This is a genomic window from Flavobacterium pokkalii (assembly GCF_014596575.1).
GTDB classification, from domain to species: domain Bacteria; phylum Bacteroidota; class Bacteroidia; order Flavobacteriales; family Flavobacteriaceae; genus Flavobacterium; species Flavobacterium pokkalii.
This window is the reverse complement of record NZ_NASZ01000001.1, coordinates 326,449-348,787: the sequence shown is the minus strand read 5'-3', so window position 1 is coordinate 348,787 and position 22,339 is coordinate 326,449. Positions and strand designations below refer to the sequence as shown.

Below are 22,339 nucleotides of genomic sequence, written 5' to 3'. Positions count from 1 at the left end.
GTTCTTATTGTTTAATTAAAATAGAAGATTTCACTTGTTGTCCGTAATTTAAACGCAGTATGTAATATCCTGAAGGTGCATTAAGACTAATGTTCATCTTTTGTACTCCCTGCTCCAGATTATTCCACCGGGTAGTATAAAGCTGGTTGCCAGTCATACTGTAAATACTTGCATTAACATTAGTTTCTTCGGTTAAATCAAAACTCAATTCAAAGCTACTACCAAAAGGATTGGGATACACCACTACCTTAGAAAGGACTTCACTTTCCTGAGTAACTGTAGTTTGATCTTGTTTCTTCTCTAAAATAAGATACATGGGTTTTTCGTTCTCCCATTCTTTTATGTTGTAAAGTTGTAGATTACCTGCCAAAAACAGGGATTCATCAGTTTGCAATAATTGTAACTTAGCATCTTTAAATTCATAAGAATTTATAGTATCTTTATAAAAATGTTCTGTTCGGTCTATTCTAGAGTCTTCAAATACAATGGCATCGTCTTGTATACGGGCATTAAAAATAGCGGTATCACCTGCTATCTCTTTCCATTCTCCAGTTAATTGCTTACCGTCTTGCTGTAGGTTTATTTCCAGTGGAGTACTGCTTATAATGTTTTGACCACTAAAATCATAACGCAACAATGTACCAGTATAATTTCCTGAAATGTTTTGAGCTATAGGAGCTTGTTTTACCTTCTTGAAAGTATCCGGAGCATCTGTTTCGGTAATTGTAATAACTTCGTCTATGGGTTTAGATACAGTCTTTAACTGATTTGGATGAGCATTTTCAGCTTCCGGGTCAGATAGTTCTATTTCTGATTTTTTAAATCCTAAAACTGCAGATTTGTTAAGCCAGTATTTAGCCTTTTCAGTATCAATAGTTACACCGTATCCATTACGGTAGCATAATCCCAACATATACATAGCTGCAGCATTATTTTTTTGGGCTGCCTGTTCAAATAGTCCAATGGCTTGAGCATAATCCTGTGGATAACCAAAACCTTTATAATGCATATAACCCAATGAGTAAATACATTGACTACTGCCTTTATCTGCTCCTTGCTGAAAAACACTTATAGCTAATGGAAAATTTTCGGCGGTACCTTTACCCTTCATTACCATACCACCCCAGGTATTCCAAGCCCTGTCATAACCGCCTTTAGCCGCTTTTTCAAAACAACTGATAGCCTTTTCATAATTTTGGGCTACACCAACGCCTTCTTTATACAATAATCCTAAGTTGTACCAGGCTTTGGCATAGCCGTTTTCACCCGCTTTTTCAAGCCAGTTAATAGCTTGTTGTTCATCAAGTGATACGGAGATTCCTTTGCTGTACAATAAACCCAGCCCGTTCATTGCTTCAGCATTACCCTGAGCTGCAAGTTGCTGATAAGTGGCTAATCCGGCTTCGGGATTGTAATTTTTGCTTCCCTCAATAAGTTGCAATCGGGCAGTTACTAACGCCCTCTTAATTTCTGGAGATTCCTGTGCCCGGCACAGCATTGCTCCCAGAAGCAGTAGAAATACTGCTGTTTTTTGAGTAATTTTTCTCATGGTTATATTGATTTTAATTGATTAATTGTTTTTTCTTACCCTAGTCTCACTGAATTGCTTTATTCTTTACACTGACAAAGGTTCTTCGGTTTAAGACCTTACCAAGTCAAAGCATTTTTTACAGTGGTATTTTTAGCTTTAGTACGGGTTATCACATCTAATTGTTTAAGCAATTCCGGTTTTTTACGCTCTACATCTCCTCTCATAAAAACATTTTCAGGAGTATGATATACGTAGGCCTTCTCTTTAATGACCAAATATTTTAATTGATAATTAGCAAATTCTGTTAAAGTTTTATTCTTATCTAAATCTTTGGTTAGTCCTTCCGCTTCAAGTTGTAACCAGTTTCTTAGGGCTTCTTTCCGGGCATCCTCTTTATTTTTAGAAACCAACCATTTATTGATTTGTTCTGGATTTAGTATCCTGCCTATAACCTCATGTTCCGAAGGAACTATTTTTGAAGGACTAAGGTTAGACTCCTTTTCGGAATTTTCTAATTTAATTTTTTCATGCTGTCTGTATTGAGACAAAAGAGAATCAATTTGATTTTTAGTTAATTCCAATTCTTTTTCATACTTAATTACTGAAGCATACCTGTTATTTTTATAGGATCCATTAGACAGTATGTTAGCACGTACTAATAGAGGAGGCTCTCCAAGTGCAATTTTTTTTGCTAAAAAATCCCCCTTTTTTTTATCGTATTTATCTGCTTTTTTATCTAACAAACTGTTTTTAGCCAAATAATAATTTAAAATTTTAAGAAATTCTGTCTTATAATCTTTTTCGCTTAGGATTTTAAGTCTTAGGATTTTGACCATCTCTTTTTTTGCTTCCTCTATTGATTGGTCTTTATAAATTATGTTGAGTAAGGATATATATTGCTCTTTAGCCAGAATTTTGCTAAGTTTAATATTATAAGCTTGAATGGTTCCTTTTGATGGCACAGTAGGAACAGAAACTAAAGAATCGTTTTGCTCACGTATTTGGCTAACTTGTGTTGAAGTTAATTTTAATTCAGTTGCAAATTTTAGAGCTGTTAGGAAACGGTTATCCTTATTAAGTTCATATCCATAGTGATCTAATTCTTTTTCGGATAATATGGATTTTAAAAAAGGAATATTAATAGTATAATACAATTTTAACTTTTCAACAGATTCTCCATTTGCTAGAGCCATAGTAGCCAGACTATCGGCTGTGATAAGTTTTTGACCAATTTTTATTTGTTTATCTTCGGCTACATTTACTTTTGAAACAACTTCATCTATTTTATAGATAATGTGCGCTGGAAATTGTTTTATTACTTTAGAACTTATTTGTGCCTGAATTAAAACAGGACAGAACAGAATAGTTAGAAGTGTTTTTTTTATTCTCATTTTTTATAATTTTAAAATTGTTATTCAAATTGGCTTTAAAACCAGGTTCTGTTTCCTTCATTATCCACAATAAAAGGACGTTCTAATCTTTTTGAATCACTGGATAATAATAAGAGTAAAGCATTTTCAGGTACTTTGGTAAAAAGCATGGATGTAATTTGATTATCCACTCTTTTAGTATCAATAAGTTTCCAACCGTTATCCCAGTAAAAGAGTTTGTACGTTACTCCTATTTTAAAGCGAAGGTATTTATCTGCTTCTGCTATTACCAAATCTCTGGTATGCAATAAATCAGGCAATAGTACTTTAGATTCTTTATCTTTGACAACGACCGGAGCACCAGCCGGAATCAATTTTCCATCACTAAAATATTGAGGAATTAAAACTGTTTCTTTACAAATAGAGTTGAAAATGGTTTGTCCTTTATCTACTTTTCCCCACCAAAAAGGTCTCCACGACAATCCATTAAATGTGGTTGCATATACTACCTTAGAAGTAGTTATTGATGGAAATAAAGGACAAGTTACATCAGTTGTTTCCCAAAAATCTTTGGTTACATCAATGTAATTTTGTTGTTGAAGAATGCCTTTCGGAATATGACTTGGATCTTCAAAACTAGCTAATGTTTCGGCTTGTTTTGAATAAGTTAATCTTAATACTTTAGCAGGTTCTCTTTTCAAATTTTCTCCAAAATCTTTAGATCCAAAATCACAATTATATGCTTGCATTGTATCTCCAAAAACAGTATTCATAAAATGACCTCCTGTAGCTGTTGCCCAGTACGGAATTACATTGACTGTAGCTGGAATACCTTGTGAACGCATAGTAAAAACGCCAAGATCTGCAATATCAGGACAGGGACCTTCTTTTCTAAAAAGTAATTGTGAAGCACCTAGCCTAGGTAAAGGTTCTTTACGAGCTTCTTCCCAGGTAGTTGTAAACCAAGTGTCGTAATCGCCTTTTAAATAATACAAAGCCGATTTAAATCCTTTTGAATGGATTTTTTCATCAATCCATTTGAATTTTTCGTGATAGATACTCCGCCAGTCTTGTATTTGTTCAGTACTTACTCTGTAAGGCAAAATATACTCACAGAAATCAATAAAAGAAGTTGTTTTAATTGTAGATGCTTTCCAACTAGTAAAAGCCCTTTCTAAATTCTGTATTAAATAATCGCCTGTAATAGTTTTGATGTCTTGATAAATAATGGGCTTAGCTTTGAGTTCAGGATTTTTTTCCTGAATAGCTGTAAGTGCTTTTTTTGCTTCTTCCGTATTAGAGTAGCTTAACTCATTATATTCTATTTTCTGACCTGCAGCATCTTCCCAATAATAATCAGACGAAGAGTGAATATCCATATTAGCAATCAAAAATTGCATGGCTTTTAATTTTAAGGGATCGCCGGTTTTATTACTATACTCTAAAGCTTTTTCAAGCTCAGCTCTGTTAGTTCCTGCTTTTTTTAAAACAGTTTCGACTGCTACAGGATGTTGCGCTTGTGTCAAAAAAGGAAACAGTAGTAATAGGATTTTAAGATGTTTTCGCATATTTGTGTTTAAGATTTTAGAAATAATTGCTATTGGAATCGTTTACTATTGAAATTGTTATTTAAATTGAAATTATTTTTTAGTTGTTTTCTAACCCCCAATTTCCATAATAACTTACGACACCTATATTTATATTCATTTACTTTTTCGGATGGTATTTTGGGGTTTAGTTGAATGATTTCCTGTGCTAAGGCAATGGTTTTAGCGGTGTCTTTATTTTTTAAATAAGCATTCAATAAAAGCATTTTATACAAAAATTTAGGGGGATACAAAGCATTGAGAGTTTCATATTCCCTAATGGCTTTGGGGTATTGATGCAATTTTTCATAGCACAAACCACTACCTTTATATATATCAGGTAAAGAGCTTAATTTTTTTGCTTTTTCCATACAGTATAATGCCTTGGAATACTGTTTTATTTCCAGATGAATAACAGCGTAATTTTTCCAGTAATCACTAAAACTGTTTATGTTTTTTGCTAAATCGGGCATAATTTGTAGTGCCTGCCCATAGTTTTTTTCTTTTTTTAAGAGAGCCGCTTTTTTATTGAGATTATCGGCTGTAGCCATGCCAAAAAGAAGGTATAATACATAAAGGTTAACAGATGCAATTGTAGTTTTAGTTAGTATTGAAATGCCTTTGTTTGTTTCAGGAAAAGTAAATTTTACAGGAAGTTGTACTGGTTCAAGCATACTGCAAATAATAGCGGCATATATGATTAATAAACACATTATTGGCACCATTTGAATAGTTGAATTGACCATCGACATAGCAATAAAAGCAACAATTCCAGCATAAGAAAGATTAAATATACTGTTGTCGCATCCTGTTACAGTTTCTTTTTCCCTTTTTTTAACAACTAAAAGGAGTGATCCAAAAAAGAATAACAGCAAAAGAAGTCCTATGATTCCGCCTTCAACTACATTCAATAGTAATTCGTTATGCGGCATAATTACAGGTCCGGCATTAGCTAATTCTTCTGCTGTAGCTTTTCCTTGTTTGATGTAATCAGCCTGAAATAGGTTGTATTCTTTTTCAAAGAAACCATAACCATAACCTGATAATGGCTTTTCAGTTGCCATTTGAGCAGAAAGTTTCCAGATGAATTTCCTTCCGTCAGCTGAAGCCTTTTTAGAATTATATAATTGTGAACTTATAGGGATAATTATGAGTAAACTTATAATGAGCAAAGCTTTAGCTGAAGATCTGTTTTTCTTGTCTTTTATCCAATTGATGAAGTTGTATTCTAAACCATAGAAAACTATAATAGATAATATTGCGCCTATAAAGGCAGCCCGACATTTGAGTAATAGTAATGCAATAAGTAGTGTTATAAAACCTAATAGTGCTGTTTTTTTATTTTTTCCCCGAAATAAGAATAAAAAAGCGGGGGTTGAAAGTGCTAAAAATATAGCAATAACATTAGGGTTATTCCAACTGCCTGTAACTTTAAAAAGTTCGTTTTGACTTTTGAACCAACCTAAAAATTGTCCGACACAATAAATAGATTCTATAGATGCTATTGTTGCAATACCTATAAATAATTGCGTGAAATTAAAGTTGGCTGTACTAAAAAGAATAGTTGCTTTGAGAAGTAAAAAGTATAGACAAATACAATAAATTGTAAAAACAAGAGTTCCTGTATTAGAGAAATAATGGAAGAGAACGTACAAACACCATAATCCAAATAGGATAATTGGTGTTTTAAGAATTTTACTTTTATTGTTTACAGTGTTATTATATGGAATAATTGTAAAAAATAAAGTAGCTATACAAAAACCATAATAAGCAAAAGCAGTCACGCTATAAAAGGTTTCGGTATTGACTAATCCTATTAAAATTATAATAAGCAGAAAAACAGTCAGTAGTGGTTTTAAAAAAGGATTTAATAAGTTCAATTTTTGGTTTTTTATAAAATTTTTACCCACAAACCTATTGTTGTCAAATTAAATATCCAATACCCACTTTTAGTGATATTTTGCAAATCATTGATTTTTATTAATTTAAACCAAAAAACAAATTTTAATTACCTAAACAAAACCAAACACCGATTAAGGCATTGTAGTTTTATATATTTAACAAGAATTTAAACTTAAATTTGTAATTAATGGATTATTAGACAATAAATAAAATAAGATTTTACTTCTATAATTTTTCAGAATAACTTTTATTTGAAATCATATTTTTTTAATTTTTGCTATAAACCTCCTAAATTTTAACTTCTATATATTATAGCATTTAGTCATCGATAGAACAATATATTAATCAGAAGGATTATCAATTCACGGTTTTCTTCTTATAATTTTTACAAAGAAAAAAAGAAAAAAGAAAGTCCTCGTATTAGTGGAGGTTTCAAAATAAGTCAAGTTTTTTGAAAAAATACTACCTCAATGTTTCTTAAAAATCGGAAGTGTTGTTGTATAGGCGGTTGTTATGGAAATAAAAGAGTAGAGATTTTTTCAAAAACCCGTAGGGCTTGAACTTTACTTTTTGAAACCGGAACTTAGCTTTACTTTCTTTTTTTTATATTTTTCTGAAGTCGGACGTTCTCGCTTTCCTCTTTTTGGGAGCATTTTTATGTAATCGGCAATCAAATACCTCAAGGCACCGCAGTCCCGTCTCGTTTTTAGAACGAGACAGGACGAAGTCGAGAGAAGGGCTAGCAGCGTATAACAGCGCAAAAAAATAAAGAGCAACCTTTAGACTAACCTTGATTTAGGGCAAACTGAGATTTTTCACCAAACGGAGTCAACCCCGATGGCTGAGCGAAAGAGCAACCGCTGAAAAAATAAGGGGCGGCAGACATAATACTGCTGGAATGTAGTGAAACGTAGCCTGCGGAGTGTAAAGAAATGAAGCGGTATTGTGGATGCAGTAGCCCGACCGAACGTAGGAAGTGACCGTGTGAAGACGAGTAACGAAACAGCGCAAAAAAAGAGCTGCTTTTTTTCTAAGCTGCTCTTTTTTTGTGCTATGAAGTGCCTGTGGAACGAAGGAAGGAGACTTTTTCTACCGACGACCGACTGAAACAGACGAGCAGAACAAAAGGTAGCAACCGGAGAGAGACCGCTATATTGTTATAGTGTTATAGCCATACTTACTATCTTTTTAATCTTATCTTTTTCTTTAAATTATCGTCAGTATCATCAGCAATATTTATGGATAGCAATGAAGATAATGTATTTACTAGTTGAGTATTGATTTTCCAATCTTGGAGTGATTTTTCATTAATAAATAGCTCATTATCTCTATTAATCGATTCTATTTCTATTTTTTTATTGACTTCAAGTTTGTCTTGAGGACTACCATTTTTTAGAATATTTTGATTTTCAAATTTTTCAAGTTCTCTTCTTTTATAATTAAAATGTTCATCAAAAAGTTTTTCGTTCGAATTAATCCATTTAACTCTATCAAATCCTACTTGATATTCGTTATTACCAATTTTTCTATTGGTTTGTTTTTCATTACAAGTAGGACTTAATTTTAATTGTTGAGTTTTGTCTTTTCTGGAAACAATTATGTGAATATGAGATTGCAATCCTTTTTTATTTTGTCCCGAAATTTCCTTTCCACCAATAACCTCTTTATCTGTTCCCTTAAATTTCCTAAAATGCTCAATTTTTCCAAAATAAACTAAATCAGCTCCTGACTTTATTCCTTTGTCTTGACGATTAAAATTCAAAGCATAGTTGTCCATCGCTTTGCGTCCATATTCTCTAATCAGGTTATTAAATTGCTCTAATTCGGATGAATTTAATTCTAAAACACTTGTTACTTCTTTTTTACCAGTTGCTAAAAAAGCAATGTGATTCAACTCATTCTCGCTGAAACTAATTGTTGGAGCAAAATATTTAGCATCATTTGCTCCTAATTTTCTTTTATTATTATCGATAGAACTAATAACATCTATCGTGCTAATATTAATCTCTGAAGCTGTAAAGAAACCTTGTTTCCTACTTTCTAGCTGAAATATTTCATTCATTGAAGAAGACTTTTTTATGAGTTTATCTAATTCTTCATTTTCCTTTTCTAAGTAAATGACCAAATTAGAACAACTTCCCTTGTTCTCAGCTCCAAGTGTACTATGTGGTTTCGATATTGGCATTATGAAAAAAGAGATTTAATTTTACTCAATGTGCCAGATTTATTTTTGTCGTCTAATAGTTGACAAAGAAGTAAAATGGCTTGTCGGTTTTTTTGTAATTCAACAACTACCATTTTAGTTCTTTCTAAATCATTACTATTAATTTTGTTTAGATTCTCAAAATGAGCTTTTTTTATTTCAGTAGTTCGTTCTGAATGTTGTTCTAAGAGTTTATTTATCGAAATAATTAATTTTGATATTTCTTCTTTTTGAGCATTTTGATAATTAAAAACATCTTGTCTTAATGGTTTCAAAATATCTCTTTCTTGAACTTTTAAAAAAGAGACTATTCTTTTATCTAAAGCTGCAACCATTAAAGAAGGATCTTTGTTTACAGCATCCTTAGGATCTATTCCAGTTTTCTTGAAATAATAAATCATCTCCTGTATAAGAGCTCCTAAGTTCATTCGTAAACTTTCAGATAATTTCCCAAGTTCTGAATGAGCTTTTTCATCTATAATAATACTTTTTTTAGTCATAATTATATTTTTTAAAACTGTTAATCAGTTAGTTACACATTTAATTATATTTAAATTATAAAATATTATAAATTTCATTCTCAATGAAAGCCTTATTTTCAAGGCTTTAGCCTCGCAGAGCAAGTAGGATAGGGGTTTTTCCGCCCCTGTCCTACTTGCTACTAAATACACTGCCTTTATAAACTCTTTCAAAGCATCCCCCACAAGCCTAACCATTTGTTTTAATGTTTAAAATCAAGAAATCATTTATATCTTTTGAGCCATGAAACAGATACCTAATATCTTTACATCTTACCCCCGCAAAATTCCACTTCTTTAAACAGTTTTCCGTTGCATTCGAACCCGCAACATCGTTGTCCAGAGCAAACAAAAGTTCAGCATAGACATTTAGTACCTTATCTACTTTTGAAAGCATTGATAGGGAATTCAAAACCAAGAAATCTTTTGACTTTTCGCATTTTGGATACAAACTCAATAATGAAATGAAATCAGACCAAGACTCTAAAATTATTATGGATTTATTGCTTTTATTAATCCATGTGAACCATTTCTCCCCCAAACATAACTTGGCGTATTTATTTCTGATTTCATATTGATTTTTATCATTCTTAAATCCCACCCCAAAATATTTCTTTTGATTAATCGTATAATAAACTTCATCTAAATACTTTTTACATATTTCAATATTCAATTTTCGGCTTTTTAAATATTCGATTAAAATGAAATTTGCTAATGGTTTTGTTTGATCAATTTCATAGCTTTTTTGATTCTCCTTTTTTTTGAGTTCAATATTGTTTTGTGGCTGGTGAAAAGAAAAAGAATCAAATTCACTTCTCAAAAAATGTAAAGCTTCTTTAAAATTGCAATCTTTCATTCGCATTATTAAATCGAAAACATTTCCACCTTTTCCTTCTCCAAAATCGTAATAAAGATTTTTTTTACTATCCACTTTAAAAGAAGCTGTTTGTTCATTTCTAAAGGGACTTTTATACCATAAATTTGAGTCATTTGTCCGAATTATACAAAAACCTAACCTGTTCATTACAGTCGAAATTGGTGTGTTTTTTATTGTTCTTATGTCCATAATTGTAAAAAGCTAAAAAATTGTTTTTTTTGATGCAGTGATGCAGAAACAACTTAACTAATTGTATATAAGCTAAATACTCTGCATCACTCTTGCATCACTGCATCAAACTGATTTCAATTCTTGCATCACTCTTGCATCAAAAACCATGTTTTTTCAGTTTGATGCAGAGTTTAATGCAGAATAAACAATTATATATCAACACTTTAAACTACTCTTGCATCAAAGCATCAAAAATTTTATAGAACAAAAACTTTTTTATCAAATAATAGCGACCTCTACGATCTACTTTTACAATCTCTCCATGCGACAATAGTTCAATTCCTTGATATGATTTTGTGTTGTCTTCTGGTTGAAATTCCCAGCGTTTTAAAATTTTTCTTATTTCACTAGCAGAAATAAACAATCTTGGATTTGTTTTACGTAACAACAATAAGATATCATTAGGTGCAACTAAAATTTCATCATCATCAATTTTTTCAAAACACTCGTGGAATAGTTCCAATAATGCAACTTCTGTTTTATTTTTATTGATCAATTTCATTAGTGATTCCGTCATAATTTGTTGTGGAGTAAACCACATACGTGTTTTTTGAGAAGATTTAAAATCTCGTTCGATTAAATATTTTAAAAAGTAAGGGATTTCAGCATTTAGCTTTTTCAAGAAAAAAACATCCTCTGACTTTATAGGTCGAATTTTACGAATCCAGAACCGAATTTCTTCTTCGTCGATCTGAATGAAGTTATCTTCATTATTAGAACATAAGATGAACTTTGCAAAGAATTCAATTTCCTGTCGGTCTTTTCCTTTGGCTTCCACTTTATCTTTATCGGTTGTGGATAGATATTTTAAACGTTCTGTAATTTCTTTTTTATCAAAGAATACTTCATCAATAGCAACAAGCAACATGCTTGCCCAATCGCTGTTAAATTGCGAGTTAAAAGAATCGCCTTTTATGTACGTCATATTCAGTCCAAAAATTGCTTTAAGCCATTTGATAAAGGAACTTTTACCTGTAGCTCTTTCTTTGCTCACAAGACATAAAATAGGTAATGTTTGCGTTGGTTTTTCAAACAACAGTTTCAAATAATCTAAACCAAATTCTTTTTGATCTCCGAATATATGCTGCACGAATTTTAACGTATTTGGTATGTTATTTTCTAATTGTTCCAAAGTTAAAACTTCGTTTGTTGGCGACGCACCTAATTCATTATAGGTATTATAAAAATTATCTACAATTAATTGATAGTTAAGATGATCTGGAATACAACAAAAACCGTCTAATTTCTGGATATTTCCTAAAAAATTTTTACCATGATCGGAAACAATTGTTTCGCGATTCCAGCGTGTCATTACTTTGACTTTATCGCCAGAAATGAGTGGTTTTTCTATAATTTTAAAATAGGAAGTTCCTACTCGGATATAAGGAATATCTAAGTCCATAGTTTAATGGTATTTTATTCCTACATTTGCATAGGAATAGATTAAGAAATAGGATTTTATGCGTTCAGTTTGCGGAAGTTGAACGCATTATTTTTTTAATTGCTTGGAAAATTTAGATAAAACTTCCTCATCAGAATAGACTTTATGTTTTCTGATCCATTCAACTATTTCGACTCTATCGAAGAATAAAGCTCCGTTGGTCGGTTTATTATGAGGGATTAATTTTTTAGCAGATAATTTATGTATAGTACTATCTGAAAAGCCTGTATAAGCCATCAAATCCTTAATAGTAAAGATTTCTTTTTGAAACTGATTACCCTTAGTAATCATCATTTTAATTTCATTTAACTGTTCAATAATTTTTTGTGGACTCATAATAAATGATTTAAGATTATGAGGCTAAATTATCTAGATGAAGCTAGATGAAACGTGGAATTGCGACTTGATCACATAAAAATTCGGGGAAATTCACCTTTTTTTAAGACTCTCGTATATTTCTCTTTGGTAAGGGGTAACTAATATTCTTTTTATATCTGATAATGATTTTTCATTTACAGGAAAATATTTTCCTGCTTTTTTATATAGAAATAATGAAGCCATTATTTTTTTACTAACCTTATAATTTGAGTCTATTTTTATCAAAAAAGGGATCATAAATTCATTAATAAAACCGTGTGTTTGCATAGCATTAACTTCCAATTTAAATAAACATTTGTCTTTAGACTTTTTTAAACAATTACCAATCAAAATTTGAAAATCACTTAATGACGTATCATCATTAAATAAATCGATTTTTCTAAATTGTTTATAATAATGATTTATGACATCTTTATTGGAATCCAAAAGTTCATTAATTTTTCTCTCAGAAATATTTTTGGAAGATTTTTGTGAATTTTGGAATTGAGACAAATTCTTATTAGATTTTTCTCTATTAATTTTAACATAAATACTATCGTTTTTATAAAAATAAAATGACGATACTCCAAGTATGAAAGTGAAAATAATTCCTAATAGTATCATTATTGAATGGAATAAAATATAAACTCCATTACTTAATTGAAAGACACTTAAGATAACAACTGAAAAAGGCAACAAAGGAGCCAAGATGAGAGAAATTATCTTAGAATTAAAAATTGAATTTAACTTTTCAATATGTCTGTGAAGGAAGAAAAAAATTTCTTCAATTACATTTTTCATAAATCTAGTTTTTTTTGAAGCGTAAAAATACTAAAATAAACAGCTAATTGAAACAGAATGAAAAGTTTACTATCTTTGCAAAGTCCAACAGTTTGTTGTACATATGTTGTACTGAAAGAAACAAAAAAGCCTCTACATCACTGTAAAGGCTTGATTTTGAGAGTGGTCCCACCTGGGCTCGAACCAGGGACCACCTGATTATGAGTCAGGTGCTCTAACCAGCTGAGCTATAGGACCGGTTAAGAGTTTGCAATATTACTACTATTTTTTGTTTGCTCCAAATATTTTTAGTCTTGTTTTACACATGCTAAAACACTTCATCTAAAAAGCGTTGATTATTAGAATTATAAACTTTGACATAATTCTATCAAAACACCATTTGTACTTTTGGGATGCAAAAAAACGACTAACTTATTATCGGCTCCTTTTTTAGGAATTTCATTCAAAACAACAAAACCTTCAGCCTTCAGCCTTTCCAACTCATCCGGAATACTTTCGACCTCAAAGGCAATATGATGAATTCCCTCCCCTTTTTTCTCAATAAATTCAGCAATAACACTATCCTCCTGAATAGCAGCAAGCAATTCAATTTTACAGCTATCATTTTTAAAAAAAGAAGTCAAAACCGATTCATTTTGTACTTCCTCCTGCTTATAAGCCGAAACACCTAATAAGCTTTCAAACAATTTATTAGAAACCTCAATATCTTTTACCGCAATTCCTATATGATCTATTTTTTTCATTTCCAAATTTTACAACCTCAAGAAACACTTACTACTGATTAATAAAGGTATTAAAATAACCGCATTCCCTAATTACATCTTGATAATATTTAGTATCCGAATAATCTTTTTGCAAAGTTTTGAATCCATTCCACGCTAAAAAATTAAGCTTGTCTCCATAAAATTCCCAATAACTCTTGTTTTTGAAATAATAACGTTGGTTGTAAAAATCGTTCCGTTCACATTTAGCTAATAAATAGCTGCATTTTGCCTTTTGCTCTTTTGTAGTTGCCGCCAATAGCGCTTTTTGATAATACATTTTAGACACTGAACAATCAACAATCATCTTTTTCATCGATTCTCTGAAATAAGTTGGACTAGAACCATAACCTACAATGTTAATCTCGTAAAATGTTCTTGCATTTCCAAAATGAGAAATATTATAAAACGCATTTCCTAATAACAAACTATTATTGTAAACATCTTCATTTGCTGCCAATTTTTCCTGCATTAATTGGATTGTATTCAAAAAATCAATTTTGGAATATTTCTTTTTTTGAAAAGCCAAATGTTCACAATCGTGACAATCTTTTATATTCCCATTAAAGGGATTTCCATAGAATAACTGCAATTGGATAGAATCTGTTTGCTTCAAAAAAGCTATTGCGTCAGGAATTTTGTTTTGAAAGGTAGCTTTAACAGCCTGAAAATTTATAATATCCTTCAATCTTAAATCATAAATTCCTTCAGCAATTTGTTCCAATTGTGTTTTGTTTGATTTTGATAAAAAAGTCTTCATGTCCAGAAGATTCTTTTCATCATCATAAAATGAATTACCCATATTGCCGGAATAATATTCGGTAGATTGTGAAAACAACTCTGCCATAACCGCGTTATTTTGTACTTTAAACAAAGAAGACAAATAGCATCTGCTCCAATTTGAAGCATGATCGAATCGGAAATTTTCGATATTCTCTTTTGGAAGCTCTTGATACAACCATTTCAAATCCTTTAAAATGGTTTGCGTTGAATGGTCATCAATTTTGGTTATTTTATTCAAATTATTCACAAAACGAAGCAATCGCAATTGACTGGAAGCCAAAACTGTTTTTGGCATTTCCTTTTCAGCTTGGCTATAATTTTTATCAGCCATAAGATATTTACCATGTAAAGTTTGCAAATAACCTAAAGCCATATTCCACAAATAAGGCTTAGCAGTAGCATTGGAGGCATTAATCTTAGTTACCAACTCCAAGACTGACGGACTCAATTTAGATATTTGTTCCTTTTTACTTATTTCTAACACAGGATTTCCTCTGTCACCTCCTATTTTATTTTCCTGATTATTTATTAATCGGGTCAATAAATAATCTAAATGCGGACTTTTAGGATCCAACTCGAATATTTTGGCAACAGCTTCTTCTTCATCATTATAATAGCCTCTAATAGCCCAAAGCGCTGCTTTTTCCTCTTTTGTTTTTGCCATTTCTAAGGATTGCTTCCAGTCACTCTCTTCCTGCGGACGAAAACTATAAGCAGCCACTACTCTCATTTCGGGACATTTGTCAAAAACCTGACTATATAAATAATTCGAAACAGCATAATTTCCCTGTTTATAATGAATTCCGGCCAAATACCCTATAGCTCTGTAATACAAAGTGTTTTTAGGAATTAAACTCTCTGTTTTATGGAAAAAATCAATTGCTCTTTGTTTAGTATCACTATAAAAATAAGCCTTTATGGTTTGAAACCAATATCTGTTTTTCAGAAACAAATCTTTGGTCGTATTGTATTTATTTTCTATTTCCTCAATGACATCCGAATTTACAAATTCTTTTGAAACTACCGGATCATAACCCCAATTTTCTTCTCCAATTGAGACGGTTTCTATTTGCTGTGCCAAGTATAAAAAATTAATAAATTCTTTAATTTTGGCCTCTTTCAAATTCATTTTAGAAGCAAATCCTAACGAAGATTCATTCTCCTTTTTAGTCTTAAAAAAGAAATACAACTCTTCCACCGTTATCCTACGGTTGTTTTCCAGTAAAAATTCTTTTACATATTGAGGATTCATCTTTCCTTTCAAAAAAGACTGCCACTCGGCTACAATTTGATTATTGAACCTTGAATTATGCCCATTGTCAAAACCAATTCCGTAAAAAACATCTCCTGATAAAAACAAAGGCGAATAGGATTCATCAACAAAGGTTTCCGGAGTAAAATTAGAATTGTAATACCAATTATCAAACCAATCTCCGCCGCCGCAAGCGTAAATCACGCCATAGGCAAACATCAAAACACCACTAAAAACAACTACTAATTTGCTTAAAAATATTCTTTTCATAATTTTTCAAATTATCCTGATCTAAATCGTAAAATATAATTTCTTTAGGCTTTTGGGCTAAATTCTCTTTTAAATCTTCAGCCATTTCTTTTAAATCTGCGGCTGTTACTGCTTCAATTTTCACGAAATCTCCTTTTTTATAAAAAACTCCCTTTCGGTAATTAGATTGTATCACTTTAAAAGTAGTTGTATTAATAGCTAGAAAATTTTCATCTTTCTGCAAATCCTCAAACGTCAATTTACTCCGCAAACCCAGAATATTATTGTCTCTGCTATGAATTCCCCAGGAATAAATAGGCAAGGCAACATTTAATGCCAAGGGATATTTATTTAAACTTGAAATGTAGCGTTTTGCAATACTTCTGTCATAAATGGAATTACCTGATTTCATAGAAATTGTACCCATGTTATAATACATTAAAACTCCGGAATCGACATTTGGCACCTTCGTTTTTTCAAAATATTTTACCTGATGCAAACGAATTGTTGCTGATATTTTTTTCTTCGAAATATGTTTAAACCGCTCAATAAACACTAAATAATTTTCCTTTGAATTCAAACTCCAATCACAATCAATTTGAACTTCCCTGCAATTTATCCCATTTATAGTATTAATTGTTTCCATAAAACGTACTGTTTTTTGTACCAAATCTTCAACATCTAAATCTGTTTGTAACATTACGCTGTTTTTAATATAAACCACCGGAACAACATTCTTAACAGTTGGTTTTTGAATAAAGTGAATTGGACTTCTTGGGTATGGAGTTTTAGTTTTGGGATTCAAATCAATATCAAAATAGCGGATATAAATTTTTTGAATATTATTGTCCCGGATCGCTTCTTGCTCTGTAGCAGACAATTCGTAATTGGTTTTCCAGTAATAAAATGAAATAAGTGAATTCTCTTTTTTATCACAGGAAAAAAATAGGAAAATTAAAAGAAGATATATAGTATTATGTCTCAAAAAAGTAGATTTACAAACTGCTAAAGTAAGAATTAGCTTCGAATTAGCACATAATATCCTTTGTTAAAACTCAAGAAATTTGGTTTTAAACCAAACAAATACTACTTAATAATTCCATAAAAAGTTTTAATACCAGTAATTATAATTGTTATTTTGTATTCTCTAAATTTTAAATTTCATGTTGAGAAACAAGCTTAAATATATTTCGATAATTATATTACTAATCACAATTGTAAGTTGTGCCAAAAGAGGTTCTATTACCGGCGGATTAAAAGACACTATTCCTCCAAGCCTGAGAACAAGTTTTCCAAAAAACTTCAGTACAAATTTCAACGCCAAACAAATCAGACTGGAATTTGACGAAAATGTTATTCTGAAAAACCTCAGAAAACAATTGGTTATTTCGCCGCCAATGAAAAATGACCCGCTTATCTTACCCACAAACGCGAGTAAATTTATCACGATTAAAATTTCAGACACTTTACAGCCCAACACTACTTACAGCTTTAATTTTGGACAAAGTTTAACCGATAACAACGAAGGTAACCCGTTGAACCAGTTTAAATATGTGTTTTCAACCGGCGATTATATCGACTCGTTAAAACTTAACGGAAAAGTAAAATATGCTTACGAAAAAGAAGCAGAAGCCTTCATTTCGGTAATGCTTTATGAAATAAACGACAAATACAACGACTCGGTAATTTATAACGAAAGCCCAAGATACATTACCAACACCCTGGACAGTTTAAAAACTTTTAGCCTTGAAAATCTAAAAGCCGGAAAATACCGTTTGATTGCACTAAAAGATTTAAACAACAACAATAAATACGATCCAAAAACCGAAAAAATTGGTTTTATCAAAGAAACTATTTCAATTCCAAACGACACTTTATACGAAGTAGAATTATTCAAAGAAAACGTTCCGTTTAAAGCTTTTAAACCCACTCAGGAATCCGGTAATAAATTATTCATGGGGTACGAGGGAAGCCTTAAAGAAACTCATGCAAAACCCAAAATCACATTAAAAAACAACAACGAAATTTTACCGAGCATCGCCACCAAATTACCTAAAAAAGACTCTTTGCAAATTTGGTTCAAACCAATAAAAACCGATTCTTTAAAAGTAGAAGTTGCTCAGGGAGATTTCAACAAAACATTTGCCATAAAAATCAAAAACCAAAAAAAAGACAGCTTAACTATAAGCTCCGTAAACCCTGCCAGTTTTTATGATTCTTTTGCTTTAGAAGCCACAACGCCTTTAGTGAAATTTGACGAATCCAAAATCAAATTAATTGATAAAGATTCTGCAGCGGTAAAATTCACCACAAATTATGATGAATTCCGTCAAAAATTATTTTTTGATTTCAAAAAAGAACCGGCTCAAAAATATGCTTTCCAGATTTTACCGGGCGCTCTAACTGACTTTTTCGAACAAACTAACGACACTTTAAACTACCAAATAAGCACCAAAGAACTGGAAGATTACGGAAATTTAAAAGTAAAATTAGAAAACATAAAATCTTTTCCCGTTATCCTAGAACTCCTTAAATCCACCGGAGAAGTGGTTGCAAATGCTTATTTAGAAAGCAACTCCGTTGTTAATTTCAACCTCTTAGATCCGGCCGTATTTTCGCTGCGCGCTATATACGACAACAACAAAAATAAAGAATATGACCCGGGAAATTACTTAGAGAAAAAATATGCCGAAGAAGTAATTTATTTTTCCGGAGAAATTGACGTAAGAACCAACTGGGATGTCGAACAAACTTTTGACCTCAGTATTCCATACAGCCCGCCTGTTAAAAAAGACGACAAAAACAAAAAGAAGAAAAAGCCGTAAAAATCAGAGCATTTTAAAAAGATCCTGATCTTTTAAAAAACCCAATTGTTTGCGCGTAGCCAGCATACTTTCACGATCTAAAACCAATAGAAATACCCCTTCGGATTCTTTGGGTTCCAACAAATAATCTCCCAAACAATCCACCACTTGGGTATGTCCGGAATAGCCGTGACCGTTATCATCGGTTCCAATGCGGTTTACACCCACAACATAACTCATATTTTCAATCGCACGCGCCTTTAAAAGCGCATCCCAAGCCTGAGTCCTTTTTTCAGGCCAACTCGCCACATACAGCAGCAAATCATAGTTTTCAACATTACGTGAGAAAACAGGAAAACGCAAATCATAACAAACCATCGGACAAATTTTCCAACCCAAATAATCAACAATTAACTTTTGCTCTCCGGCAGTATAAATTCGATCCTCTCCTGCAAGAGTAAACAAATGTCTTTTGTCATAATGCAAAATTTCACCTGATGGATAAACAAACAACATTCGATTATAAAAACAACCTCCGTCTTCAATTACCAGACTTCCTGTAACAGCCGTTTTTTTATCCTTCGCCAAAGCTTGCATCCACAAGACCGTTTCTCCCTGCATCGTTTCAGCAATCGCCGCAGGATTCATAGTAAAACCCGTGGAAAACATTTCGGGCAATACAATTAAATTGACCGACTCACTAATTCCATTAATTTTTTCTTCAAAATAAACTCGGTTAGCTTTTGGGTTTTCCCAAACTAATGGCGATTGGATTAAGGCTACTCTCATATTCAATTATGGTTTTCCAATAAAGATAAATAAAAAGCGCATTCAAATCAATGAATGCGCTTTTAAAATATATTGAAAAAAATATTATCCTTTCAAACTTGCCGACATGTATTCTCTGTTCATACGAGCAATGTTTTCTAAAGAAATTCCTTTTGGACATTCGATTTCACAAGCTCCTGTATTGGTACAGTTACCAAATCCTTCTTCGTCCATTTGTTTCACCATGTTCAATACACGGTCTGCAGCTTCTACCTGACCTTGTGGCAATAAAGCATATTGAGATACTTTAGCAGAAACGAATAACATAGCCGATGAGTTTTTACAAGTTGCCACACAAGCTCCACATCCAATACAAGTTGCAGCATCAAAAGCAGCATCAGCGTCTTTTTTGTTTACCGGAATCGTATTAGCATCGATAGTATTTCCTGAAGTATTTACCGAGATAAATCCTCCTGCGTGTTGGATTCTGTCAAAAGAACTTCTGTCAACCACTAAATCCTTCACAACTGGGAAAGCAGCAGCACGGAATGGCTCAATAGTGATAGTATCACCATCTTTAAACATACGCATGTGCAATTGACAAGTAGTTACCCCTCTGTCCGGTCCGTGAGCTTCTCCATTAATGAATAAAGAACACATTCCGCAAATTCCTTCACGACAGTCGTGGTCAAAAGCTACCGGCTCTTCACCAGCATTAATTTGTTGCTCATTGAATACATCAAGCATTTCAAGGAACGACATATCAGGTTCGATTCCGTCGATTTTATAATCGACCATTTTCCCTTTATCTTGAGCGTTTTTTTGACGCCATATTTTTAATGTAAGTTTCATCTTCTCTAAGTATTAAGTATTAAGAAACAAGTATTAAAACTTTCTCTAAATACTATTTATAACTACGTTGTACTAATTTAATGTTTTCGTAATTCAACGGCTCTTTGTGTAATACCGCATCACTTGGTTTTCCTTTGTATTCCCAAGCAGCAACATAAGCAAAGTTTTCGTCATCACGAAGTGCTTCTCCTTCTTCTGTTTGGTATTCTTCACGGAAGTGACCTCCACAAGATTCTTTACGATGTAAAGCATCTTTAGCAAACAACTCTCCTAATTCTAAGAAATCCGCAACACGAATTGCTTTTTCTAATTCCTGATTGAATTCTTTATCTGATCCAGGTACTTTTACATCTTTATAAAACTCTTCACGTAAAGCAGCTATTTCTTCCATTGCTTCAGTTAAGCCCTTCTCATTACGAGCCATACCTACTTTGTTCCACATAATTTTACCTAATTTTTTGTGGAAATAATCTACTGAATGCGTTCCTTTATTATTCATAAAGTTAGCAATCAAATCTTTTACAGATTTCTCCGCTTCTTCAAACTCAGGTCTGTCAGTAGAGATAGGTCCCATTTTGATATCCGGAGCTAAATAATCTCCAATTGTGTATGGCAATACGAAATATCCGTCAGCCAAACCTTGCATCAAAGCAGAAGCTCCCAAACGGTTCGCTCCGTGATCAGAGAAGTTAGACTCTCCAATTGAGAAACATCCAGGAATTGTAGTCATCAGGTTATAATCAACCCAAGTTCCACCCATGGTGTAGTGAACCGCCGGATAAATCATCATTGGCGTAGTATATGGATCTTCGTCAACGATTTTGTAATACATCTGGAACAAGTTTCCGTATTTACTTCTAACGATATCAGTTCCTAATTTAGTCACTAAAGCGTTATCATTTTCATCCAATCCTTTAATATGTGCCTGCTCTTTTCCGTAACGTTGAATAGCCGCAGCAAAATCCAAGTAAACTGCTTCTCCAGTTTTGTTAACACCAAAACCGGCATCACATCTTTCTTTAGCCGCACGGGAAGCTACGTCACGAGGCACTAAGTTACCAAAAGCAGGATATCTTCTTTCCAAGAAATAATCTCTGTCAGCCTCAGCTAAATCAGTTGCTTTTTTCTTTCCTTCACGAATAGCTTGCGCATCTTCTAATTTTGCAGGAACCCAGATACGTCCGTCATTACGAAGCGACTCCGACATCAAAGTCAATTTAGACTGGTGATCTCCTGAAACCGGGATACAAGTTGGGTGAATTTGAGTATAACAAGGGTTTGCGAAGAAAGCTCCTTTTTTGTGGATTTTCCAAGCTGCAGTAGCATTAGACCCCATTGCATTAGTTGACAAGAAGAATACGTTTCCGTAACCTCCGGAACCTACAACAACAGCGTGAGCCGAATGTCTTTCGATTTCACCAGTAATTAAGTTACGAGCGATAATTCCTCTTGCTTTTCCGTCAATAATTACTAATTCAAGCATTTCATGACGATTGTACATTTTGATTTTTCCACGACCAATTTGACGGTTCATGGCAGAATAAGCTCCAAGCAATAACTGTTGTCCTGTTTGACCCTGAGCATAAAATGTACGGGAAACCAAAGTTCCTCCAAAAGAACGATTATCCAATAATCCACCATATTCACGAGCCAATGGCACCCCTTGAGCCACACATTGGTCAATAATATTAGCAGAAACTTCGGCCAAACGATATACGTTTGCTTCACGAGCTCGGTAATCTCCTCCTTTTACAGTATCGTAGAACAATCTGTAAACAGAGTCACCGTCTCCTTTATAATTTTTTGCAGCATTGATACCTCCTTGTGCAGCAATAGAGTGCGCACGACGAGGTGAATCCTGAAAACAAAATGCTTTTACGTTATATCCTAATTCTGCTAAAGTAGCAGCTGCTGAACCTCCGGCTAATCCTGTTCCTACAACAATAATATCTAAATTACGTTTATTAGCAGGGTTTACTAAATTAATATGATCTTTATAATTTGTCCATTTGTCCGCAATTGGACCATTTGGAATTTTTGAATCTAATGCCAT

At 32.6% G+C, this 22,339-nt stretch carries 17 protein-coding genes and 1 tRNA gene; 1 reads left to right on the top strand and 17 read right to left on the bottom strand.

The window, feature by feature from the left end; genetic code table 11:
* Positions 1-4 precede the first annotated feature (4 nt).
* From B6A10_RS01520 to B6A10_RS01455, 14 genes are all read right to left on the bottom strand, one after another.
* A complete protein-coding gene (locus B6A10_RS01520) occupies positions 5-1,549 on the bottom strand; it encodes a T9SS type A sorting domain-containing protein (protein ID WP_188219435.1) in 1,545 nt (514 codons plus the stop codon).
* A gap of 98 nt (positions 1,550-1,647) precedes the next feature.
* Entirely contained in the window at positions 1,648-2,922 is a 1,275-nt protein-coding gene (locus B6A10_RS01515) for a hypothetical protein (RefSeq protein WP_188219434.1), read from the bottom strand.
* Positions 2,923-2,957: 35 nt separating this feature from the next.
* A complete protein-coding gene (locus tag B6A10_RS01510) occupies positions 2,958-4,469 on the bottom strand; it encodes a transglutaminase domain-containing protein (protein WP_188219433.1) in 1,512 nt (503 codons plus the stop codon).
* A 29-nt stretch (positions 4,470-4,498) separates the two neighbouring features.
* Positions 4,499-6,367, bottom strand: coding sequence for an O-antigen ligase family protein (locus B6A10_RS01505; protein ID WP_188219432.1), 1,869 nt, complete (start codon positions 6,365-6,367; stop codon positions 4,499-4,501).
* Positions 6,368-7,569: 1,202 nt separating this feature from the next.
* A complete protein-coding gene (locus tag B6A10_RS01500; RefSeq protein ID WP_188219431.1) occupies positions 7,570-8,574 on the bottom strand; it encodes a DUF5712 family protein in 1,005 nt (334 codons plus the stop codon).
* The gene (locus B6A10_RS01495) at positions 8,574-9,092 is read right to left on the bottom strand and encodes a BfmA/BtgA family mobilization protein (RefSeq protein ID WP_188219430.1); all 519 of its coding nucleotides are present in this window, start codon (positions 9,090-9,092) and stop codon (positions 8,574-8,576) included. Before B6A10_RS01495 ends, B6A10_RS01500 begins: the two co-directional genes overlap by 1 nt.
* Before the next feature lie 208 nt (positions 9,093-9,300).
* Complete coding sequence (locus B6A10_RS01490; protein WP_188219429.1) at positions 9,301-10,176, bottom strand: CHC2 zinc finger domain-containing protein; 876 nt, start codon at positions 10,174-10,176, stop codon at positions 9,301-9,303.
* A gap of 211 nt (positions 10,177-10,387) precedes the next feature.
* Positions 10,388-11,620, bottom strand: coding sequence for a primase-helicase family protein (locus B6A10_RS01485; RefSeq protein WP_188219428.1), 1,233 nt, complete (start codon positions 11,618-11,620; stop codon positions 10,388-10,390).
* An 87-nt stretch (positions 11,621-11,707) separates the two neighbouring features.
* Positions 11,708-11,995 carry a helix-turn-helix transcriptional regulator gene (locus tag B6A10_RS01480; protein WP_188219427.1) on the bottom strand — a complete coding sequence of 96 codons (288 nt, stop codon included), beginning with the start codon at positions 11,993-11,995 and terminating at the stop codon, positions 11,708-11,710.
* Between the two features lie 93 nt (positions 11,996-12,088).
* Entirely contained in the window at positions 12,089-12,817 is a 729-nt protein-coding gene (locus tag B6A10_RS01475; protein ID WP_188219426.1) for a hypothetical protein, read from the bottom strand.
* A 163-nt stretch (positions 12,818-12,980) separates the two neighbouring features.
* Positions 12,981-13,054: transfer RNA gene (locus B6A10_RS01470), tRNA-Ile, on the bottom strand.
* A 107-nt stretch (positions 13,055-13,161) separates the two neighbouring features.
* The gene (mce, locus tag B6A10_RS01465; RefSeq protein ID WP_188219425.1) at positions 13,162-13,560 is read right to left on the bottom strand and encodes a methylmalonyl-CoA epimerase; all 399 of its coding nucleotides are present in this window, start codon (positions 13,558-13,560) and stop codon (positions 13,162-13,164) included.
* Positions 13,561-13,591: 31 nt separating this feature from the next.
* The gene (locus B6A10_RS01460) at positions 13,592-15,883 is read right to left on the bottom strand and encodes a hypothetical protein (protein ID WP_188219424.1); all 2,292 of its coding nucleotides are present in this window, start codon (positions 15,881-15,883) and stop codon (positions 13,592-13,594) included.
* On the bottom strand, positions 15,843-16,847 hold the full coding sequence (locus B6A10_RS01455; protein ID WP_188219423.1) for a hypothetical protein: 1,005 nt from the start codon (positions 16,845-16,847) through the stop codon (positions 15,843-15,845). Before B6A10_RS01455 ends, B6A10_RS01460 begins: the two co-directional genes overlap by 41 nt.
* 178 nt (positions 16,848-17,025) lie before the next feature.
* Here B6A10_RS01455 and B6A10_RS01450 point away from each other — a divergent pair, with 178 nt between their 5' ends.
* A complete protein-coding gene (locus B6A10_RS01450) occupies positions 17,026-18,687 on the top strand; it encodes an Ig-like domain-containing protein (protein ID WP_188219422.1) in 1,662 nt (553 codons plus the stop codon).
* 3 nt (positions 18,688-18,690) lie between these two features.
* On the opposite strand, the gene B6A10_RS01445 is transcribed toward B6A10_RS01450, so the two are convergent.
* The 3 genes from B6A10_RS01445 to B6A10_RS01435 form a co-directional block, all read right to left on the bottom strand.
* A complete protein-coding gene (locus tag B6A10_RS01445; protein WP_188219421.1) occupies positions 18,691-19,455 on the bottom strand; it encodes an amidohydrolase in 765 nt (254 codons plus the stop codon).
* An 84-nt stretch (positions 19,456-19,539) separates the two neighbouring features.
* Complete coding sequence (locus tag B6A10_RS01440; RefSeq protein WP_188219420.1) at positions 19,540-20,286, bottom strand: succinate dehydrogenase/fumarate reductase iron-sulfur subunit; 747 nt, start codon at positions 20,284-20,286, stop codon at positions 19,540-19,542.
* Between the two features lie 52 nt (positions 20,287-20,338).
* Entirely contained in the window at positions 20,339-22,339 is a 2,001-nt protein-coding gene (locus B6A10_RS01435; protein ID WP_188219419.1) for a fumarate reductase/succinate dehydrogenase flavoprotein subunit, read from the bottom strand.

Coding starts and splice junctions, on each gene's coding strand:
- B6A10_RS01490 (WP_188219429.1), bottom strand. CDS start 10,176: ATGGACATAAGAACAATAAAAAACACACCAATTTCGACTGTAATGAAC.
- B6A10_RS01435 (WP_188219419.1), bottom strand. CDS start 22,339: ATGGCATTAGATTCAAAAATTCCAAATGGTCCAATTGCGGACAAATGG.
- B6A10_RS01475 (WP_188219426.1), bottom strand. CDS start 12,817: ATGAAAAATGTAATTGAAGAAATTTTTTTCTTCCTTCACAGACATATT.
- B6A10_RS01515 (WP_188219434.1), bottom strand. CDS start 2,922: ATGAGAATAAAAAAAACACTTCTAACTATTCTGTTCTGTCCTGTTTTA.
- B6A10_RS01510 (WP_188219433.1), bottom strand. CDS start 4,469: ATGCGAAAACATCTTAAAATCCTATTACTACTGTTTCCTTTTTTGACA.
- B6A10_RS01520 (WP_188219435.1), bottom strand. CDS start 1,549: ATGAGAAAAATTACTCAAAAAACAGCAGTATTTCTACTGCTTCTGGGA.
- B6A10_RS01445 (WP_188219421.1), bottom strand. CDS start 19,455: ATGAGAGTAGCCTTAATCCAATCGCCATTAGTTTGGGAAAACCCAAAA.
- B6A10_RS01460 (WP_188219424.1), bottom strand. CDS start 15,883: ATGAAAAGAATATTTTTAAGCAAATTAGTAGTTGTTTTTAGTGGTGTT.
- B6A10_RS01500 (WP_188219431.1), bottom strand. CDS start 8,574: ATGCCAATATCGAAACCACATAGTACACTTGGAGCTGAGAACAAGGGA.
- B6A10_RS01485 (WP_188219428.1), bottom strand. CDS start 11,620: ATGGACTTAGATATTCCTTATATCCGAGTAGGAACTTCCTATTTTAAA.
- B6A10_RS01450 (WP_188219422.1), top strand. CDS start 17,026: ATGTTGAGAAACAAGCTTAAATATATTTCGATAATTATATTACTAATC.
- B6A10_RS01495 (WP_188219430.1), bottom strand. CDS start 9,092: ATGACTAAAAAAAGTATTATTATAGATGAAAAAGCTCATTCAGAACTT.
- B6A10_RS01440 (WP_188219420.1), bottom strand. CDS start 20,286: ATGAAACTTACATTAAAAATATGGCGTCAAAAAAACGCTCAAGATAAA.
- mce (WP_188219425.1), bottom strand. CDS start 13,560: ATGAAAAAAATAGATCATATAGGAATTGCGGTAAAAGATATTGAGGTT.
- B6A10_RS01480 (WP_188219427.1), bottom strand. CDS start 11,995: ATGAGTCCACAAAAAATTATTGAACAGTTAAATGAAATTAAAATGATG.